The sequence below is a fragment of the Roseofilum acuticapitatum BLCC-M154 genome (assembly GCF_030068475.1).
Lineage (GTDB): Bacteria > Cyanobacteriota > Cyanobacteriia > Cyanobacteriales > Desertifilaceae > Roseofilum > Roseofilum acuticapitatum.
Map to the genome: position 1 here is coordinate 156,966 of NZ_JAQOSP010000116.1, position 20,002 is coordinate 176,967.

15 protein-coding genes are annotated in these 20,002 nt (G+C 47.4%); 9 read left to right on the forward strand and 6 right to left on the reverse strand.

The window, feature by feature from the left end; translation table 11 throughout:
- Window positions 1-49 precede the first annotated feature (49 nt).
- Window positions 50-2,578 (forward strand): glycosyltransferase family 39 protein, encoded by a 2,529-nt coding sequence (locus PMG71_RS18945; protein ID WP_283755283.1) that lies wholly within the window; start codon window positions 50-52, stop codon window positions 2,576-2,578.
- Between the two features lie 21 nt (window positions 2,579-2,599).
- Window positions 2,600-3,394, forward strand: coding sequence for a hypothetical protein (locus PMG71_RS18950; protein WP_283755284.1), 795 nt, complete (start codon window positions 2,600-2,602; stop codon window positions 3,392-3,394).
- Window positions 3,395-3,400: 6 nt separating this feature from the next.
- Here the strand turns inward: PMG71_RS18950 and PMG71_RS18955 are convergent, their stop codons facing one another.
- The 3 genes from PMG71_RS18955 to PMG71_RS18965 all read right to left on the reverse strand — a co-directional run bounded on the left by PMG71_RS18955 (window position 3,401) and on the right by PMG71_RS18965 (window position 7,399).
- Window positions 3,401-4,573, reverse strand: a complete 1,173-nt coding sequence (locus PMG71_RS18955) for a DNA cytosine methyltransferase (RefSeq protein ID WP_283755285.1) — start codon at window positions 4,571-4,573, stop codon at window positions 3,401-3,403.
- Between the two features lie 27 nt (window positions 4,574-4,600).
- A complete protein-coding gene (locus tag PMG71_RS18960; protein WP_283755286.1) occupies window positions 4,601-5,482 on the reverse strand; it encodes a peptidoglycan DD-metalloendopeptidase family protein in 882 nt (293 codons plus the stop codon).
- Window positions 5,483-5,680: 198 nt separating this feature from the next.
- Window positions 5,681-7,399, reverse strand: a complete 1,719-nt coding sequence (locus PMG71_RS18965; protein WP_347179339.1) for an ABC-F family ATP-binding cassette domain-containing protein — start codon at window positions 7,397-7,399, stop codon at window positions 5,681-5,683.
- A gap of 300 nt (window positions 7,400-7,699) precedes the next feature.
- Here PMG71_RS18965 and PMG71_RS18970 point away from each other — a divergent pair, with 300 nt between their 5' ends.
- Both PMG71_RS18970 and PMG71_RS18975 read left to right on the forward strand, forming a co-directional pair.
- Complete coding sequence (locus PMG71_RS18970; RefSeq protein ID WP_283755288.1) at window positions 7,700-7,996, forward strand: hypothetical protein; 297 nt, start codon at window positions 7,700-7,702, stop codon at window positions 7,994-7,996.
- A gap of 136 nt (window positions 7,997-8,132) precedes the next feature.
- A complete protein-coding gene (locus tag PMG71_RS18975; protein WP_283755289.1) occupies window positions 8,133-8,612 on the forward strand; it encodes a pentapeptide repeat-containing protein in 480 nt (159 codons plus the stop codon).
- Window positions 8,613-9,029: 417 nt separating this feature from the next.
- On the opposite strand, the gene PMG71_RS18980 is transcribed toward PMG71_RS18975, so the two are convergent.
- Both PMG71_RS18980 and PMG71_RS18985 read right to left on the reverse strand, forming a co-directional pair.
- Window positions 9,030-9,926, reverse strand: a complete 897-nt coding sequence (locus PMG71_RS18980; protein ID WP_283755290.1) for an ROK family protein — start codon at window positions 9,924-9,926, stop codon at window positions 9,030-9,032.
- A gap of 163 nt (window positions 9,927-10,089) precedes the next feature.
- On the reverse strand, window positions 10,090-13,410 hold the full coding sequence (locus PMG71_RS18985) for an AMIN domain-containing protein (RefSeq protein ID WP_283755291.1): 3,321 nt from the start codon (window positions 13,408-13,410) through the stop codon (window positions 10,090-10,092).
- A 267-nt stretch (window positions 13,411-13,677) separates the two neighbouring features.
- Here PMG71_RS18985 and proX point away from each other — a divergent pair, with 267 nt between their 5' ends.
- Both proX and PMG71_RS18995 read left to right on the forward strand, forming a co-directional pair.
- Entirely contained in the window at window positions 13,678-14,706 is a 1,029-nt protein-coding gene (gene proX / locus PMG71_RS18990; protein WP_283755292.1) for a glycine betaine/L-proline ABC transporter substrate-binding protein ProX, read from the forward strand.
- Between the two features lie 104 nt (window positions 14,707-14,810).
- Window positions 14,811-15,782, forward strand: a complete 972-nt coding sequence (locus PMG71_RS18995) for an Npun_F2552 family protein (protein WP_283755293.1) — start codon at window positions 14,811-14,813, stop codon at window positions 15,780-15,782.
- 182 nt (window positions 15,783-15,964) lie between these two features.
- On the opposite strand, the gene PMG71_RS19000 is transcribed toward PMG71_RS18995, so the two are convergent.
- Window positions 15,965-17,047 carry a tetratricopeptide repeat protein gene (locus PMG71_RS19000; protein WP_283755294.1) on the reverse strand — a complete coding sequence of 361 codons (1,083 nt, stop codon included), beginning with the start codon at window positions 17,045-17,047 and terminating at the stop codon, window positions 15,965-15,967.
- 315 nt (window positions 17,048-17,362) lie between these two features.
- Between PMG71_RS19000 and PMG71_RS19005 the strand changes: the two genes are divergently transcribed.
- From PMG71_RS19005 to PMG71_RS19015, 3 genes are all read left to right on the forward strand, one after another.
- On the forward strand, window positions 17,363-18,967 hold the full coding sequence (locus PMG71_RS19005) for a B12-binding domain-containing radical SAM protein (RefSeq protein WP_283755295.1): 1,605 nt from the start codon (window positions 17,363-17,365) through the stop codon (window positions 18,965-18,967).
- 103 nt (window positions 18,968-19,070) lie between these two features.
- Window positions 19,071-19,481, forward strand: coding sequence for a hypothetical protein (locus PMG71_RS19010; protein ID WP_283755296.1), 411 nt, complete (start codon window positions 19,071-19,073; stop codon window positions 19,479-19,481).
- 68 nt (window positions 19,482-19,549) lie between these two features.
- Window positions 19,550-20,002 carry an SRPBCC family protein gene (locus PMG71_RS19015; RefSeq protein ID WP_283755297.1) on the forward strand — a complete coding sequence of 151 codons (453 nt, stop codon included), beginning with the start codon at window positions 19,550-19,552 and terminating at the stop codon, window positions 20,000-20,002.

Here is a 20,002-nt window from a genome sequence, read left to right on the forward strand (position 1 = left end):
ATCTTTATGATAGCTTAATTAGCTTATAGCAGTTTTCGCTAACGATCGCATGACTAAGGAACCATTGGAAAAAACTCAGCACCGTTGGTCTGAGGAAAATACGGGAACCGATCCGGTGTTGGCACTGGGGTTGATGATGTTTCTGATTATAGTGGGCGATCGCCTCTGGTTGGCGATCGATCGCCGGGTTCCTGCTTGGGATCAGGCCGATTATCTCAACTGGGTCTTAGAATATCAGCGTATCCTGGACACTGCCCAACCTTTTTCCGGCGACTGGTGGCATCAGTTTTGGCTCCTCTCTCCGAAAATTCCGCCCCTGGTTTATGTCACTACAGTTCCCTTTGTCCAGATCTTTGGCGCGGGGCCCGATACCTCAAGCCTGGTGATGCTGCTCTATAGCGCCATTCTCCTGGGTTCAGTTTATGGGTTGGGTCGCCTGCTGTTCAATGGCTATCTAGGATTGTGGGGCGCTCTCCTGTGTATGCTGCTACCTGGACTCTATCGCTATCGCCTGGATTTTCTCCTCGATTATCCCCTGACTGCGATGGTGACATGGAGCTTTTTCTGTCTCACTTTATGGCACTTTTCCCGGAAGTCACCGCGCTTACAACAGTGGGGAATGGCAGCACTGATGGGGGTTTCTGTGGGATTAGCCTTTCTGAGCAAACAAACGGCGCTGTTTTTTTTGTTCACTCCGATCGCCGTTTCCGGAATCACCAGCCTTTATCGGCGACAATGGGAACGCCTCGGCCAATGGATTTTAGGCGGTATAATTGCTCTCACCCTCATCTATCCCTGGGTGCGTACCAACTGGTTACTGATGCTCACCTCTGGAAAACGAGCCACTGTAGACGCGGCGATCGCCGAAGGTGACCCCCCCCTGCATACCCTAGATGCTTGGCTCTATTACTGGAAAGACCTGCCAGAGTTGGTCTCCTGGCCCCTATTATGGATGGCGATCGTTGGTTTCATCGGGTTAGGGATTCAATTTTGTAGCTCCGAACAACGGCTAAATCCCAAACAGCATCCCAAAACGGTTTGGATACTTCTCTTCCTAGTCGGGTCTTACTTCCTCTGTTCCCTCAACGTCAACAAAGATACTCGCTACATTCTCCCCTTTCTTCCCGTTCTCTCTCTCCTGCTCGCTTTCGGTTTAACTCAGTGGGATAAACTCAGTCGCAAATGGGGCCCGAAAATCCGTTGGGGAACCGTAGGATTAGCTGGTTTATTGATGTTCTTAAATCTCTATCCTTTGGGGGGGCAAATCTTCATTCAAGCATTGAGTCCCGGAGCGATGCATTATCCAGAATTGGGGTTACCCGCTCCCCATCCCAAAGTCATCGATGAAATTATTAAAACCGAACCCTATCTACGCTCGAATGTTGGGGTTTTGCCCTCCAAGCCAACCCTGAATCAGCATAATGTGAACTACTATGGGCAATTGCGAAATGGACAGGTTTATGGTCGGCAAGTGGGAACCAATAGCGAACACATTGTACAAGATGGGCGATCGCTCCGTTGGTTTATCACCAAAACCGGTCAACAAGGATTAAATCCCTCTGCTGAACGACAACAGTTAACCCAATTCATCGAAACCGGTGGCTTATTTAACCTGCATCGATCCTGGTCTCTCAACGATGGCACTCAACTCAATCTCTATCACCAGCATACTCCCCCCGTGCAGGTGGTTCCCCTAGATCAACCCCAGTCTCAAGTCCAGCTCTATAACCTCTTTGTCTCCAGTCCCGTCCCTCCCGGAAGTCCTGTTCCCGTCACCTACCAATGGCGCGGCCCCTGGAAAGATCTACAATCGGGATTAGTCCTCATTAGTTGGATTCGGGAAAGAGATGGTCAAATTGCCTGGATACAGGATCATGGCTTTGGGATGGGAAACCTCTACGCTCCGGAAAATCTCGATCCAGAGCAAGCGGTGGAAGTGAGCGAGTTAACCTCCATGCTCCCCCCTGCGAATATGGAACCGGGAAGTTATGTGTTAAAGGTGCAATATCTACCCAACCGAAATTGGGAGACTCCAGCGCAAGAAATTCCCATTCCTCCCATTCGCATCAGCTTATCTTTAGACGCTCCCATTCAACCCGCTTTAGAGTTAGATTTATCCACCCAGTTTCGCCAGTTTGCAGCCACCCTATCCCAGGGCCCGCCTGCCCTAGAACATATTTTCGCCGAAGTCGGCCGCATTAACCAATACGATCCCACTCAAGACTATTTACTGCAAGTCGATCGCACCTTGAGTTATAGACTACAGCAAGATCCGAACCGGGTAGACTGGCTCTATGGCTTGGTGTTATCGCGGGTATTGCGCCAAAATGTGCCGGGGGCGATCGCCGCATTAGATCCCCTCACCACCCTAGAGCCAAACAGCCCCTATCCCTACGCTTATTTAGCCGTAGTCTATCTGTATGACTGGAAACCTCAAAAAGCGCAAAACGTCCTCGAAACTGCCCTACAGCTCAAACCAGACGAGCCAGAACTGCAAGCCTTACAAGCCGTTTCTTGGGCTATGCAAGGCCGCTTCTTCAAAGCTTGGCAACTGGCGCAAAGCCTGGATTTAATTTAAGAGAGTTCTACTCGTTTAATTATGCTGAGTCCATTATCTGCTACAACGTTAGTATCCCTTGCTGTTGAAGAACGGAAATCACTAATTTTGCATCATGCTTCATTGATTGATGTGACCCATATTACCGATGAAGATTTACATCGGCCATACCAATATGGAAAAATCATTTCCTCAATAGCACCGGATTACTTTGAATACCAACTTGAACAAGATCGGCAAAATGGAACCCTTTTAGAATTGGACAAACAAGATCAGTGGATTTCTAGCAAAACCAACCCATTTGCTGATAGGTTTATTGAGTGGATAAAAGAAGATTTTCACAACAAAAATCTCCTGTTAGAATCCAACCCTAAACCTAAAAATCTTTTTGAGCTATGTGGGGCAAAATTACTAATGACCAGTAACTCAGTAACCAGAAGTCTAAGTACAAAGATGGGTACGCTTTGGGAAGATATAGCTGATATTAGTCCTTATGTCATTATTCCTGAGATTCAATTTGGAATTAAAATCAAGGGAATCGATCTGGTTATCTTATTACAAGATAAAATTGTGTTTGCACAAATCAAGACCTTAAAAGGAACATTGACCGGTTCGCAACGCAGTAGAGCCAAAAAGGAATTAGAGATTCATGAAAATCCAGTTTTTATATCAGCTTTTGATTTAGGAGAATGGACGTTTAATGATGGCCAGATTCCCCGTTTTGCAGGCAAAGAGTTTTGGGATATGATTTACATTAATTATGATATCCTAGAGGAGAGAGTAAGACAGATGTTACTCAAAATCGATCGGGCTTTTGCAAAACTTGCAGCTCAATAGACAAAATCAAGAAAATAGAGAAAGTTGTTCAGCAATGGGTTGACCTCTTTGTTGATTTCCTTGGATTAAGTTGAAAAGATAAACACCAATTTCTTTCGAGAGTAAAACTGGTACAGCATTGCCAATCTGTTTATATTTAGAAAGAGTGGAACCAGAGAAAATCCAATCATCAGGAAACGTTTGCAGTTTCGCCGATTCACGAACTGTTAAACAACGCAGTTCGACGGGATGACACATATCTGTAGCTTTTTGATTGGGACTGGTTGTTATAGTAGGAGAAGGCTTATCCCAAGATAATCTTCTATAAAAACCGACTTTTCCCCCTCCTGAATGATAAGCACCTCCCATCGCTTCTTGTTTTAAGTCTTCTGGTAGAGCTTTCCAATTTTGTCCAGCGTTCAATAGTTTTAAATACTTGAGGCGATTTTCTGAATAGGGTATAAACTCTGGTTCTGAATCTACCAACCCTTTTAAACCCTCTCTTAAAGTACGCCATTTTGGTAATTTTTGCCCATTTTTGGAATATTTTGGTAGAGGAAAAGTCACAGATTCAGAATCTCTCGAACCCATGAAGATGACACGCTGTCTGGTTTGTGGAACACCATAATCTGCTGCTTCTAAGGTATTATAAATAACCTGATAACCTATATTCTTCATTTCTGATAGTATCACCTGCAAAGCTGCTCCCTTCATTTCATCTTTCCCTAAAGGAGGATAATCTTTACCTCGTTGATTAATTGGTCGGTGACGTAGAGGAGCAGAAAGTAAACCCTTAACATTTTCCATTAAGAAAAAACGAGGTTGTACTTCTTTGACAATCCGAATAAAATCCATGAATAAACTACCACGAGGGTCTAGTACAGAACCTCTTTTTCCTGCCGTACTAAAGGGTTGACAAGGCGGCCCACCGGTGACTAAATCTACTTCACCCGGTTGTAAAGGACGACCTAAACCTAAAACTCTGCCTCCTTCCTCAAGTAATTCTTGGGCCGTCACTTGTTCTATTTCTCTGGGAATAGCACTGTTTTTAAGAAAAGGTCTATTCAGAGCAATGGTCTTGACCGCATTCAGATCTTTCTCGACTACACTGACTGTGATAAAACCAGCTTGCTCTAGACCTAAATCTAGTCCATAGGCTCCAGTAAATAAGGAAATAGAAATAGGTTGATGATTGATCATTTTTATGAATCATAATAGCGAGTAGAATCAGTAGCGCAAATTCCGGCCCAAGGTGGGAATATACACCCCCGGATCTTCTGCAACCCAACCCACGGCAGAGCGATAGCGCATTTCAAAATGAAGGTGGGGAATGGAAAACTGGGGATTACCAGTAGTTCCTACGGTTCCGAGTAAGTCTCCTTGACGGATGGTTTGACCGGGGGTAACTTCAATGGTTTGCAGATGAGCGTAACGGGTTTGTCGTCCCCCAGGATGGTTGATGACCACGAGTTGACCATAGGAGTCGCGATCGCCTGCATAAGCGACTATACCATCTCCCACTGCCGAAACGGGAGTCCCAATCGCAGCACGAATATCAACTCCGCTACTAAATTCTCGCTTAGAGGTCTGTGGATTTAAATACCAACCATACCCTTTGAGTAAGGGGGAAATCTCCGGCAGGGGATAGGCCGAGAGCTGGGTTTGAATTTCCCTAGAGGGCCGACCAGGAGACCAGTTTACCCCCGGAACAAATACCATTTCTGGATTTTGCTGACATCCATTCACCTCAAAGAGGGCATCAACGGGTACTCGGTAAGCTTCGGCTACATCGCGCCAAGTTTTACCCTCTGGAATCCGTACTAATACCCCATCATAGGGAGGAATGACAATTTGTGTACCAATTGGAGCTTCTCCATTGCGTAAGGAACGATTGAGACCCATTAAAGTTGCAGGCATTAATTGATATTTGGCGGCTATCTGGGTTAAGGTTTCTCCGGGGGCGATGGTGTGATAAATAAATCGATCTATGGCCGGCTCTTGCGGACAAAGTTGCTCTGGGTTGGGTCGTAAGGGAATGAAAGATGGCTCATCTGTAGGGGTTTGGGCGAGGCTAGGGGAAGTCCATAGAAATGATAATATTAAACACACTCCAGGGATTGAGATCCCCCTACATTCCCCTTGAGAAGGGGGACTTCCATGACTCTCCCCCCTTTCTAAAGGACTTCCATGACTCTCCCCCCTTTCTAAAGGACTTCCGTGACTCTCCCCCCTTTCTAAGGGGGGCTGGGGGGGATCGTTTCGGGACACCAACTGCTGTATCAAGTTCCACATAATCAAGAAGAGATATTAATTCGCTTTGGCTTGCTTTTTCGCCTTTTGTTTCGCCTTGTGCTTCTCTCGTTTCGCCGCCGCTTTTTCCGCCTTAGCTTTAGCAATAGCGGCTAATTGTTCCTGGTCTTTTTCTTCGGCAATTTTATCGAGATAATAATGGTAGTTGCCCAGATAAACTTTAAATTCACCGTCCCGAACCTCCACAATTTTATTAGCGACTTGGGAGATAAAATAACGGTCGTGGGAGACAATAATCGCTGTGCCATCATAATGTTGTAGGGCTTCTTCCAACATTTCTTTGGCGGGAATATCTAAATGGTTGGTCGGTTCATCTAAGATTAAGAGATTAGCCGGTTGTAATAACATTTTGGCTAGGGCTAACCGGGCTTTTTCTCCTCCACTGAGGGCTTCGACTTTTTTATAAACCGTATCCCCACTGAATAAGAAGCGTCCTAACAGGGTTCGGACTTCCTCATTTTTCCAATCGGGGACTTCATCATGAATGGTATCCATGACGGTTTTATCGAGGTCTAAGGCTTCCGCTTGGTTTTGTTCAAAATAACCGGGTATGACGTTATGTTTTCCTAGGCTGACGCTGCCTTCGATGGGATGTTCCCAGCCCATCATTAATCGCAGGAGGGTGGATTTTCCGCACCCGTTGGGGCCTAAAATGGCGATGCGATCGCCCCGTTCAATCCCCAGAGATGCCCCCAGAAACAGGATTTTCTCATCATACAAGTAGGTTAAATCCTGGATATTCACCACATCTCGACCACTGCGCGGGGAAGCAGGAAAGCGAAAATGTAGGGTTTTTAAGTCACTGACAGGGGCTTCGATGCGTTCAATTTTATCAAGCTGCTTCTCCCGGCTTTTGGCTTGGGTGCTGCGGGTGGCACTGGCGCGAAAGCGTTCGATATAGGCTTGTTGTTTTTCCAGTTCCTTTTGTTGATTTTCGTAGGCACTGAGTTGGGCAACTTTTTGTTCGGCTTTTTGTTGCAGATAGGCGGAATAGTTGCCGAGATAGGTTGTCGAGACTCCCCGCTCGGTTTCCACAATTTGGGTACAGAGGCGATCGAGAAATTCCCGGTCATGGGAGACGATCACCATAGGAAGGGTTGAGTTTTTGAGATAGTTTTCTAACCATTCAATGGTTTCTAAATCTAAATGGTTGGTTGGCTCATCGAGGAGGAGCAGATCGGGCGATTGTAGCAAGATTTTACCCAATTGAATCCGCATTTGCCAGCCTCCAGAAAAGGCGCTGACGAGGCGATCGCCGTCATCAGGGGCAAACCCCATTTCTGGTAACATCTTCTCGATCTGCGCGTCTAATCCATAGCCATTCAGAGCCTCAAAGTGCCGTTGCTCTTTATCCAGTTTATGGATGAGGATCTCCAGCTCGTCTGGGGTAGCGGTTTGCATCTGATGCTGAATATCGGCGATCGCATGATGAACAGCATTCGCCTTATGGAACACCTTCCAAAACTCTTCCCGCACCGTATCCCCCGGCTCCACATCAAATTCCTGGGTCAAATAGGCGATTTGTAAATTCCCCGGCCGGATCACCTCCCCAGAAGTCGGCTCAATTTCCCCCGCAATAATCTTGAGCTGGGTCGATTTTCCGGCCCCATTCACCCCCACCAAACCCACGCGATCGCCCGGTTTCACTTCCCAGTTGATATCATTTAGCACTTGGCCAGTCGAATAGATTTTGCTGATATGCTCTAATCGCAGCATTAAAACCTCCAAGGGCAGGGTAACAGTCAAGATTTAGGGGGGGAATGAGTCGATGGGCCTCCGGTTTTGTCTTAGAATCACAGAACATTACCGTTAGCGTTCATCAGGGGTTTATAATTCTTAACCATTATATCTGTTTCAGTCCCCTAATCCTGATTTTCCCTAGATTTCTCGGTTAAAGGTGTTCTTTCACACCCAAGAAGTGTAAACTGATCTCACTGAAACTCGAATGCAAGGTCTCAAGTATTGAGTCCTGACCTAAATCATCATTCATTCTGGCGGCTCTGTTTAAACCCAGCTATGGCTACATCCTCTAACTCAACTCCCCCCATCCTATCCAACGAATCGAGATCTTTAAACCCTACTACTCAAATTGCCCTGTATCTTAAAGACTCTCCCCAAAGTCAGCCCCTCTCCACCTTCATCGAAGTCAGTCGCATTCCCATGATGGGGGAATTCATCGAAATCGGAGGCACACTTTATCGGGTTTTTCTCGTTTGTCACCAACCCGAATCCCAAGAGAGTATCGCCTCCATCGCCGCAGTCAAAACCCCTTGGGAATCCTGCCAAAGTTTAATTGAGACCCAAAGTATATAACCCGTCTAACAATTAACAATTAACAATTAACAATTAACAATTAACAATGAGTCCAGTAGGGTGGGCACTGCCCACCTTACGAATTTAGCGATCGCAGTGTGATACAATCGTCACAGAGTATTTCTACGCTACAACTATGATCGGGAAAACCTGGAAAACTTGGGGATTGAGTGCCATTGTATTGGTGTTAGCGCCCAGTGCGATCGCCCAAAATACCAACCCTTTGCAGCAACTGCAAACGACTGGGAACTGTTATGAGTGCGATTTGAAGCGGGTTGATTTACAAGGAGCCGATCTCAGATTAGCCGATTTAAGGCGAGCCGATCTCAGGAGAGCGAATTTAAGAGGCGCGAACTTAGCCGGAGCTGATCTTGATGGCGCAAATCTGGAAGGGACTAATCTGAGGGAAGCAAATTTGAATGCAGTCACCCTAAGAAAAGCCAATCTCAGAGAAGCTGATCTCAGAGACTCCAACATGACTACAGTAATTTTAACTGAAGCAGACTTAAGCGGAGCCAATCTCACTGGCGCTGTTGTTGATGCCCTAAATGTTGATGAAGCCATCTTTTGCTTAACCGTCTTACCTTCCGGGAGGATTAGCCGAGAATGTCCTTAAGTTATATCACTACGAAGTTAAGAAGCGGGCAAGTCTCGCTCCCTAGCGAATTAAGTTAAGAAGCGGGCAAGATGCCCGCACTCCTGGAATCGGTTGATATTACTGGAGTGGGAGCATCTTGCTCCCTAGCGAATCAGATAAGAAGCGGGCAAGTCTCGCTCCCTAGCGAATCAGATAAGAAGCGGGCAAGTCTCGCTCCCTAGCGAATCAGATAAGAAGCGAGCAAGTCTGGCTCCCTAGCGAATCAGATAAGAAGCGAGCAAGTCTCGCTCCCTAGCGAATAAGTTAAGAAGCGGGCAAGTCTCGCTCCCTAGCGAATCAGATAAGAAGCGAGCAAGTCTCGCTCCCTAGCGAATTAAGTTAAGAAGCGAGCAAGATGCTCGCACTCATTACTCATTACTCATTACTCATTACTCATTACTCATTACTCACACACTCCCACGCCAACTTAGCCGCCCCCACCATTCCCGCTTGATTGCCCAACTCGGCCACTAAAACCTGGAGTCCTTCGCGAGAACTCGGTAAGACACGGTGTTCGATTTCTGCTAGGGTAGCCGGGAGAAAATAGGCCGCACTTTGACTGATGCCACCACCCAGAATAATCGCTTCTGGAGTCAAGACATAGATTAAATTCGCCAAACCTGCCCCCAGACGATGACCGTAGTTTTGCCAAAATTCTAGGGCTTGCCGGTTGCCACTTTCGGCCAGGTGACCCAACTCTTGCGGGTCAAGATGGCCGAGACGGCGAACGGCAGGAATAGAAACCTGTTGTTCGAGGGAACCAGAATTACCACTGTTACAGGGATGGCCGTAGAGGTCAATCGTGATTAAGCCCAGTTCTCCGGCTGCTCCATGGCGACCGGTAAATAATTTACCATCAATAATGATAGCTCCACCGACTCCCGTTCCCAGGGTGAGCAGGATCAGGTCTTGGAAGTTGCGCCCGGCTCCGATCCAGAATTCCCCCAATCCGGCGCAGTTTGCGTCATTGGCGAGGACGGTGGGTTTGCCGGTTTTGTCTTCTAACCAGGCGGCTAGGGGCACGTCTTTCCAGTCGGTGAGGTTGATGGCGATGCGCGAAATTTTACCGGTTTGGTCTACGGGGCCGGGGACTCCGACTCCGAGGGCGAGGGCGCTGTGGTCGGGGTCGAGTTGGGCTAGGGCAGGCAGAAGAGTGCTGATGACGGCTTCCGGGGTTGCCGGTTGGGGAGTGGGTAGGGTGAGAGTGTTTTGGCAACGACCATCTTTAGCAAACCGGCCCAATTTAATGCCAGTTCCGCCGATATCGATGCCGATGACTGTGGGTTCGTTCATGGTTGGGCATGGGTTGGGGGTTGGGGGTTGGGGAGATGGGGGGATGGGGGGATGGGGGGATAGGGAGATGGGGGGATAGGGAAGATCAACTCTTGCCTTTTGCCTTTTGCCTATTCCCTATTCGCACCCCCATTTTTAATTTTTAATTTTTAATTTTTAATTGTTACCTACCTGGATAGCGGAAGCCTCGGTTACGCAGTTGTTGCTGCACATTGGAGCTGGGGGCGTAGCCATATCCCCAGTTGGCCTCCTCCACATCTTGGATGATGTTGGGGGTAACCACAACCACAACTTCTGTACGCTCAGATTCTTTGAATGTTCGGCGGAACATACGGCCGATGATGGGTAGGTCACCGAGAATGGGAAGTTTAGAAATGCTTTCCCGTTCTTGGTCTTGAATGACTCCAGCAATTAAGAGGGTTTGACCATCGCGTAGACGGATTTTACCAGAACTCAGCTCCCGTTTGGACACCAGCGCTAGATCTACTCGCCCACCTTCTGTATCCACAGTATAGATATCAAAAGGGGCCGAAATTTCTGGAGTGATTTCCATGGTGATAAAACCATTGTCATCAATCCGATTAATAGTAATGGGCAATAAGAGACCCACTTCACTAAATATAACTCTAGTTAAGATTTGAGTTGACGTATCATTAGTAACAGTTTCTATTTCGTAGTCCGTTGGCACTCGATCTGTTATGTTAATCGTGGAGGTTTCACCCTCTTGAATGGTGAGGGTGGGGTCGGTGAGTATCTTGGCGTTGCCTTCAACAATATTGGCTTGCAGTTGGGCTAGAAACTGTTGGGGATATTGGAAGACTTGCGGCAGTTGGTAGGCAAGTTGGGCGGCTTGACCGACAATGGCAGGTAAGCCGTTAGCTCCTGTGGTAGCAGCAGAAATGAGTTCACCCACAGAGTTGGTTAAAGCGGGAATCGTTCCACCACCTGGGATCAAGTTATTCAGTAACTGGGGAACACCATTGGCATCGAAGAATGTAGGCGCAATGGCTTGAGTTACAGGAACTAAATCTTGGCCATCAATTAAGGGTTGAAATTGACCATTGAGAATTTGAGTTACTAAACGGGGTACTCCTGCTGCATCAAAGAACAGAGGAGCAGACTCACCTTGGGTCACTGGGACTAAACCACTTTCTGGATCAAGAAGCGGTTGAAAGACTCCTCCACCAATAGTCAAATTGTCAAAGGTTCTGGGAACTCCACTAATATCAAAATACAAATCACCTTGAGTACCTGCGGGAGAAGGATTTCCTCCTTCATCAAGTAAGGGCTGGAATGGGCCAGTAGCTCCCTGAATATTGGGAATATTCAATTCACTGAGTAACCTGGGAGTACCAGTTGAATCAAAAAAATATTGGGGTGCAGCACCTGTATTAACAACAATATTCCCATCTGGAGCGCGTAGAGGATTAAACTGACCCCCACCAACCGTGAGTTCATTAAAGAGTCTTGGTTGACCTGTTTCATCAAAGAATCGAGGTGCAGGAGCAGATCCTGTGCCAGCAGAAATTAAAGCACCGTCAGGAGTCGTCAGCGCTGGAATTTGTCCCCCACCGACTTCCAACTGACTTAACAGTCTGGGTTGTCCGTTAGTATCAAAATACAGAGGGGCTTGCGTGCCATCAGTAGGAGCAGTAACTAGCTCATTGGTTTGACTATTAATTAGGGGCTGGAATGTACCGCCCCCAACCGTGAGTTCATTTAAACTGCGGGGAATCCCATTGCGGTCATAGTACAGGGGCGGGGTTCCAGAAGAAGGAGAAACTTGACGACCCGCAGCACCGGGAATACCGGGGGCAGTGCCATCAAAGCCAGCCACTCCGGGAGTGGTGGGTAAGCCACCGGGGGAGAACACAGAACCAGGTTGATTTTGCCCCACGGGAACCAGTTGCCCGGTAGCCGGGTCGCGCACCAGTTGGGTTCCATTGGGGTTAACGAAGGGCTGTACTCCTGCGAGGGGGTTACCAAAAATGGGCCGACCAAAGCGATTGTCGGGGTTGTCGCTGTCAATGTCGGCAGCCCTGGCTGGGGTAAAACGTCCAAAGTTAGCGATACCTAGACCGCCATCCACGACGAAGAAAGAATCCCCAGAACCGAAGGAAAAACTACTGTTAGAGAATTCATCATTACTGAGGTTAATATCAACAACTTTGACATTCACGGAGACTTGGCGGCGGCGTAGGTCTTGTTGAGACAGTAGACCCGTAGCCATTTCTACTTTGCGGGGGTCACCGACGAGAGTAATGGAGTTGAGGCGCTCATCAGCAATCACCGAGAGACCGCGCAGGAGGAGGGGGCCGTTGGCTTGTTCAACGGTCAGGTTTTGAATGCTGGTGTTGGTCTCTTCAGTCACTCGCTGATCTACTCCTGTGCCTTCCTGGGTGCGAGTGGTTTGGCTCACTACCCGTTGATAGTCCGCTCCTTGGGAGGCGAGGAGGGTGGCGGAGGTTTCGGCTTCGGCTTGGTTGAGGCGCAGGGTGCGGGTAATGACCGGACTTGATTCTAGGGGTAGGTTTGCACCCACAAAAATAGTGCGCCCAACCCGGTTGGCTTGCATTCCGCTTAGTTGCAAGACGCTGTTGAAGACGTTTTGCACGGGTTCATTTTCGATGTCGAGAGAAATAGTCCGCCCGGTAACGGTGGTGGCTGCTCCGGCTTGCCCTTCGGGAATGTCGCCCGCGCCATCAGTAAAAGCCAGGTTCATGCCCGCAACCCGCGCTAGGAGGGCGAGAACATCCCGCACAGGGGCATCCCGGAGAACGAGACGGGGCACGTTTTCGGAGGAGCCGAGGTTGATGGTGCGGCCGGATGCGTCGATGGTGGATACAGAGATATCACCGAGGGGTGGGGCGATGGCTCGTTGCCGGAAGGGAGGCGCAACCCCGGTTCCAGGGGGGAGGCTGGGGATACCATTTTGCAGGCTGGGCAGGGGTACGCCGTTGTAGGGAGCGCCCTGGGCCATCTGTTGGGGCGGCATTTGGGCCATGGGTTGGGGCGGTCTTTGAGCCACTGGCCGAGGTGCGGGGGGGTTGGGGGAAGTGTTTGCAGTGGGTTTGGGGTCGTCTTGCTTCAGGGAGAGAATGAAGTTGTTTCCGTCTTGGATGCTGATGCGGCCGCTCAGACTGCCTTGGTTACCGGTGACGGTGACGCGGACGCTGTTGCCATCGACGGAGTTAATCCTAACAGCAGCAATGCCTGGAGCGGGGTTGGCTTGCATGAATTCCCCACTCGGAAGGTTGAGCTGCATGTTGGAGATATTCGCAACCCATTCGTTGCCATTGGGTACGGCAAACACTTGGGGGCGATCGCCTTCTTGAGTATCGAGAATGACTTCAATTCCCCCATTGGTGGGGTTCAGGGAGACATTATTAATCCGGGTCGGAGCCGCCCATGCTGCGGAGTTTGCCAGGATAACGGCGGTACTACTCACCAGCGCTCCACTCAGTCCAAAATGATACTTGTTCATTGCTCTCCTCACGCGATCGCCTTAGACACTGAATTAATATATTCTGATGCAAAGCCCAGTAAAATTAGAGTTTGCCTACTTAAGCATAGATTATGGTTACATATCTTTCCTTAAGTGACCCTCAATCGTCAATAGTTTAAGGCAAATTGGGGGAGATGGGGAGATGGGGAGATGGGGGGATGGGGGGATGGGGCTTTTTTTGTTCCCTATTGTGGCTTTCCTCAACTACGATGATAACCAACCTATAGGATTGAGTGACCTTGATTTATGCCTGGAATCCTTTACCGTCCGTTGTTTTCCTTGAGTTTGCTCTCAGCGATGTTAGGCTTAATTGCCTGTCAACCCAATCCAGAAACCTCTTCAGAGAGTACCAATCCGCTACCGGTGCGTTCTGCCCATGGGAGTTGGGTAGAAGAGAGTTTTCAAACCGCAGTAGTCAATATCGGCTTACAACAACTGGGTTACTCGATTGATACGCCTAAAGAATTAGATTATGCGGCCATTTATCTCTCTATAGCCAATCAAGACATTGATTACAGTGTCGTTTATTATGATGTCGGCTATGAAGCCTTTTTTGAAGCCGCCAACCGCAATAACCAATTAGAAGGAATCGGCAAGCTTGTCCCTCCAGGAACCCAAGGCTATCAAATTGATAAGAAAACGGCTGATGAATATGGAATTACTACTATTGAACAGCTAAAAGATCCGAAAATTGCTTCACTTTTTGATAGTGATGGGGATGGTAAAGCAGATTTAGCAGGATGTAATCCCGGTTGGGCTTGTGGAGCAGTAATCGATCATCATATTGAAGCCTATGGACTGGCCAATACCGTAGAACAAAATCAAGGCAATTATACGGCGCTGTTGGCGGATACCATCGCTCGTTATAAGGAAGGAAAACCGATTTTATATTATGGCTATAATCCCCATTGGATATTTGCGGTCTTAAAACCCAATGAAGATGTCATTTCTTTGCAAGTTCCGTTTACTTCTTTACCAGAGAGTGAAGATATGGCGGATTTGACCGCAGAGGATACCACATTTGAGGGCAAAAATTTAGGGTGGCCCGGTGTCGGACAAAAATTTGTGGTTAATCGAGAGTTTCTGGCGAAAAATCCCATAGCTCAACGCTGGTTTGAAGTGGTTACTATTCCGGTAGCAGACATGAATGAGGTGAGTTTTGCTATTCAGGAGGGTGCAAATACTCCGGACGATATTAACCGTTTGGCACAGGAATGGGTAAGTGAGAATCAAGCCCAATTTGACACTTGGTTAGCCGAAGCCAAAGAGGAGTAGGGAATGGGGGAATGGGGAGATGGGGAAATTATGACTATAATGAACGGGAAATGAGCAAAACCCTCATTTTTAATTTTTAATTTTTAATTTTTAATTGAATGGTCATGAGTCAAGTAAGTTTTGTGCGGGCGAAGTCCTATGAGCGAGAGGTGCTGAGAGCTGCTCTAGTGGAGGTTTTGGCTCCTTTGGGGGGGATGGAGTCGCTGGTTAAAGCAGGCGATCGCGTCTTACTTAAGCCTAACCTATTAACCGGCTCTCGGCCACAAAATGAGTGCGTCACTCGTCCGGAGTTGGTAGTTGAGGTAGCGCGGTTGGTACAGGAAGCTGGAGGGATACCCTTTTTGGGCGATAGTCCAGCCTTTGGTAGTGCGGAAGGAGTGGCTGAAGCCAATGGCTATTTACCCTTTTTGCAGGAAGTGAATTTACCCATAGTAGAATTTCGGGGAAAACGCTATGCAACAGAGGGGGATAGTTTTGGCCATTTACTACTCTCTAAGGAAGCCATGGACGCGGATGTGGTGATTAACTTACCAAAAATTAAATCCCATCAACAATTAACGATGACATTGGGTGTGAAGAATTTATTCGGCTGTGTGCCTGGAAAAATGAAAGCCTGGTGGCACATGCAAGCGGGCAAAAGTCCCCAGGAATTTGGAGCGATGTTGGTAGAAACCGCTCGCACCATTGCCCCCAATCTAACCATCATTGATGGCATTATTGCCCATGAAGGGAATGGCCCGACCAATGGAACACCCCGGTTTTTGGGCATTTTAGGCGCTTCTGAGGATGTGTTTGCTCTAGACTTAAGTCTGTTGGAACTGCTAGGCGTTGATCCGATGCAGGTTCCCACCCATGCAGCAGCTTTGGCGGCGGGTTGTTATGCTCAGGAGCAGGTAGATTTTCCCTTATTGAATCCGCAAGAATTAGGTATTTCCGATTGGCAATTACCAGAGACCTTGCAACCGATTGATTTTGGAATGCCCAGGGTGATTAAATCGACATTTAAGCATTTATATATTCGCTTAATTAAGGAACCGATAAGGTATTATCAAAAGCCTAAACAAAAAGTGTCCTAGGTTTGCCCTCTCCCAGTGCTAGTAGGGCTTTGAATTGGTGCGTTACGCTGTCGCTAACGCACCCTACCTTGTTGGTGCGTTGCGCTGTTTTTTTATTACTCATTAGAATTGGTGCGTTACGCTGTCGCTAACGCACCCTACCTTGTTGGTGCGTTGCGCTGTTTTTTCATTACTCATTGTTTCTAAGCTAAAGCTTGCCGTTGTTCTCGGTATTGTTCGACTTTGAGTAAGTCACCAAGAGCGCTACAGGCGACGATCAGGTTGCCTAATGTTTGCCCGGTTAGGCGTTTGTCTTTGAGGTGTAGGGCAATTTGTAGGCGCTCTTCATAATAACGGGTGGCTTCTTGATAGTTTCCTAGGGCATCATGGGCTACGCCTAGACTGCCTAGGGTTTGTTCTTTCATGCGTTGATCTTGTAGTTGTTCGGCAAGTTCAAGCCGTTCTTCATAGTAGGTTATGGCTTGGCTATAGTTCCCCAAGGTATGGAAGGTGTTGCCGAGGTTTCTTAGGACTTTGGCGGTTAAGCGTTGATTTTGGGTTTGGCGAGCGAGTTCTAGGAGTTGTTGATAATAGTTGATGGTTTGTTCTGTATTGCCGAGAGCATGGTGGGCGTTGGCGAGGTTGCGGAGAATTTGGCTTTGCATCAGGGGGTTGTCCTGTTCCCGAATTAGGGTTAGGCTTTGAGTTTGATAGGCGATCGCCTTGGGAAGGTCGTTCATCGCTTTGTAAACTAAGCCCAAGTTGTTTAAACCGACAGCTAATAGGCGATCGTCTGCAATGTGTTGCGCCAGTTCAATGCTGCGACTTTCAGCACTAATGGCTTCTGTGTACGATCCTTGGTGGCGGTAGGCATTGCCTAAGTTCCCCCAGGTTTGGGCTTCGAGGCGTAAATTGCCCAGTTTTTGCGCTAACTTGAGTCGTTCTTGCTGATATTCTAGGGCGCGATCGTAGTTGCCTTGGGCGTAATAACTATGACTTAAATAGCCTAATATTTGACTAATTCGTTGATGGTTTTCCAGACTTTCATATAGGGATAAAGATTGTTGCCAATAGGCTTGGGCGGCGGGTAGATTTCCGTTTTGCTGATAGGTGTTGGCTTCTTCAAATAGGAGATCAGCTCGATCCGCTAGGGCGATCGGAGAGAGATTTTCGGCGCTGAACGTTCCATCTTCATGGGGCACTAAGGTATCTCGGTGTACTCCTTCTCGATGAAGACTAACCACGGTTTTTGCTCTTCCCTGTACATGGGTTCCTCTGGATTTCATCGTTGTTGACCCCTCGTGCCTAACAGCTTCAACCGGCTTACTCCCTTAAAAAGGGTATAGTTTCATAATAGCCGACCCATCTAGACAACTCACTCCGTGTTTTTGCGGATTTTTTCATGAAATCTTTAAAAAGAATTGGTGAAAAAAGGGCAGACTATAAATTCTTTTGTCGGCAAAAAAAGAGCAATAAAGGGTTAGGCTTTTCGCTTTTTTTCGGCGAGTTTCTATCAGTTTGACAAAAGTCCGTTTTTTTGGTAAGGTAATAGTCTAATATTGCCCGATTTATGGCCAAAAGTTAAGTGAGGGCATTTTTCCTTGTCTATCCCCCTGGATGAAGAACAGCTTCTATTCTCCCCGGTATCGCCCGAAAGCAATGCTATACCGGTCATTTTCGCCTTTCCGAATAGCTATAGTATTGGCATCACCAGTTTAGGCTATCAAGTGATTTGGTCGCAGTTGTGTAGGCGATCGGATGTAGCGGTGAGTCGTTTATTTACCGATGGAGGGGAAAAACTGCCCCGACAGGCTGAATTGCTTGGTTTCTCGTTATCCTGGGAATTAGACTATGGCAATATTTTGGCTCTGCTCGACCAATTAGGTATACCGAGACGGAGTGAGGATCGCCAGGAGCATCATCCGTTAATTTTTGGAGGTGGGCCAGTTTTAACGGCTAATCCTGAACCCTTTGCAGACTTTTTCGATGTGATTTTATTGGGGGATGGGGAAGAGTTATTGGGGGAATTCATCGATCGCTATCAACAGGTGCGGCGTGCATCTAGGCGGGAGCAATGGGTTTATCTAGCTCAGGGAGAAGGCATTTATGTGCCCAGTTTATATGAGGTAACCTACGAAAGTCCTATGGGGGAGATCGCCGCCATTACCCCCCTAGAGGATACCATTCCCGAACGGCCCAGCAAACAAACCTATCGCGGTAAAACCCTATTGGCTTCCAGAGTGGTTACCCCAAAAGCCGCCTGGGAAAACATTTACATGGTGGAAGTCGTCAGGTCTTGCCCAGAACTCTGTCGATTTTGCCTAGCCAGTTATCTGACCTTACCCTTTCGGACAGCGAGTGTACAAGAAGGATTAATTCCGGCGATCGAACAAGGACTAAAATTCACCAACCGCCTAGGATTATTAGGCGCTTCCGTTACCCAACATCCTGAATTTAATGCCCTGCTCGATTATCTCAGTCAACCGGAATATGACCAAGTGCGTCTAAGTCTAGCTTCTGTCCGCACCAATACCGTCACCGAAAAGCTTGCCCGCATTCTCAGTCAACGGGATAGCCGCTCAATCACCATCGCCATTGAAAGTGGATCGGAAAAATTGCGGGAAATTGTCAACAAGAAACTCGAACAACAGGAAATTATTCAAGCCGCCATTAACGCCAAAGCTGGGGGACTCAAAGGGATTAAATTTTATGGCATGGTGGGCATTCCTAGAGAAGAAATTGAGGATTTAGAACCCACCTTAAACTTAATGCAAGACCTAAAAAAAGCCGCCCCTGGATTACGTTTAACTTTGGGATGTAGCACCTTTGTTCCTAAAGCCCATACCCCCTTTCAATGGTATGGCGTAAACCCTGAAGCCAAAAAACGCTTAAAACTGTTGCAAAAGGGTTTAGGAAAAATGGGTATAGAGTTTCGTCCAGAGAGTTATAATTGGTCAGTCATTCAAGCCCTGATTTCTAGGGGCGATCGCCGCCTATCCCATATCCTAGAATTCACGCAAAACTCTGGAGATTCTCTAGGGAGTTATCGGCAAGCCTTTAAGCATTTTCAAGGACAACTTCCCCCCTTAGAGGATTATGTCCATGAAAATTGGTCAACCCAGAGAATTTTACCCTGGCAACATATCCAAGGAACCCTATCCGCAGAAACCCTAAAACAACATTTAGCCATCAGTCAGAAGGTATAGAGCTGAAGTGCTGTATATCTGGGAAGAAGGGAGGATGACATCTCAGGAATCGGCTTGCTATGATGAGGTGATCTGAATTGATGCCGAATTTTCTCCACACAACATGAACAATCTATTCCTAACCCGCAAGGGTCTAAGTTTAAGTGCCTCTATTCTCCTGGGTTTACTCGCTAGTCTGATGCCCTTGCGTCAAGTCTTTGGCCAAACTCGTATGGCTCAACTCCGAGATTATTGCAATCAGGGTGAAAGCACCTATTTATTGGCAGAAACTGAGAGTTTTTGGGTGAGTATTTGTGGTGGTGATGCCCCTTACACTTATGTGGGTGTCGATAAGCAGACGGGGGATAATATTCGCTTGAATTTGAGCGATTATGATTCTAGCGGAGAGTATTTTGAAGCACGCAATGGTAACTATCTATATTATGTGATTTTCAACACGGCTAAGGGATCTTTTTTGGTGGTTGAAGAGAACGGTAAACAAATTTTGCAAGAACCGATTCAAAATTGGGAGTAGGGTTCAGTAGGGGTGAAAAATTTTTCGCCCCTACTGTCTGATTATTCATTTGAAATCATGATAAGATTATGCTCAATTTTGAAAAATCGACTCTAATTAATGCACCAGTGACAAGGGTGTGGGAATTTCATGAACGCCCCGATATTTTAAGTCTGTTAACTCCCCCTTGGCAACCGGTGAAAGTGTTGCGTCGAGAGGGGGGGTTAGGTGTGGGAGCCATTACAGAATTTGAGATTCAATTGGGTTTTATTCCGATTAAGTGGTTAGCTCGTCATACCGATTGTGTGCCCTATCAATATTTTGTCGATCGCCAAGTGGAAGGCCCTTGTCAGAGTTGGGTACATCGCCATGAGTTCACCCCGGAAGGCGATCGAACCCGCTTAACGGATACGATTCGGTTAGAATTGTTGGGAGGAGAGATAGCAGAATGGGTCTTAGGGGGCTTTGTGATTGACCGACTCGAAGATATGTTTACTTATCGCCACCAAGTCACCCAACGGTATTGCCAAGGGAATTATTAA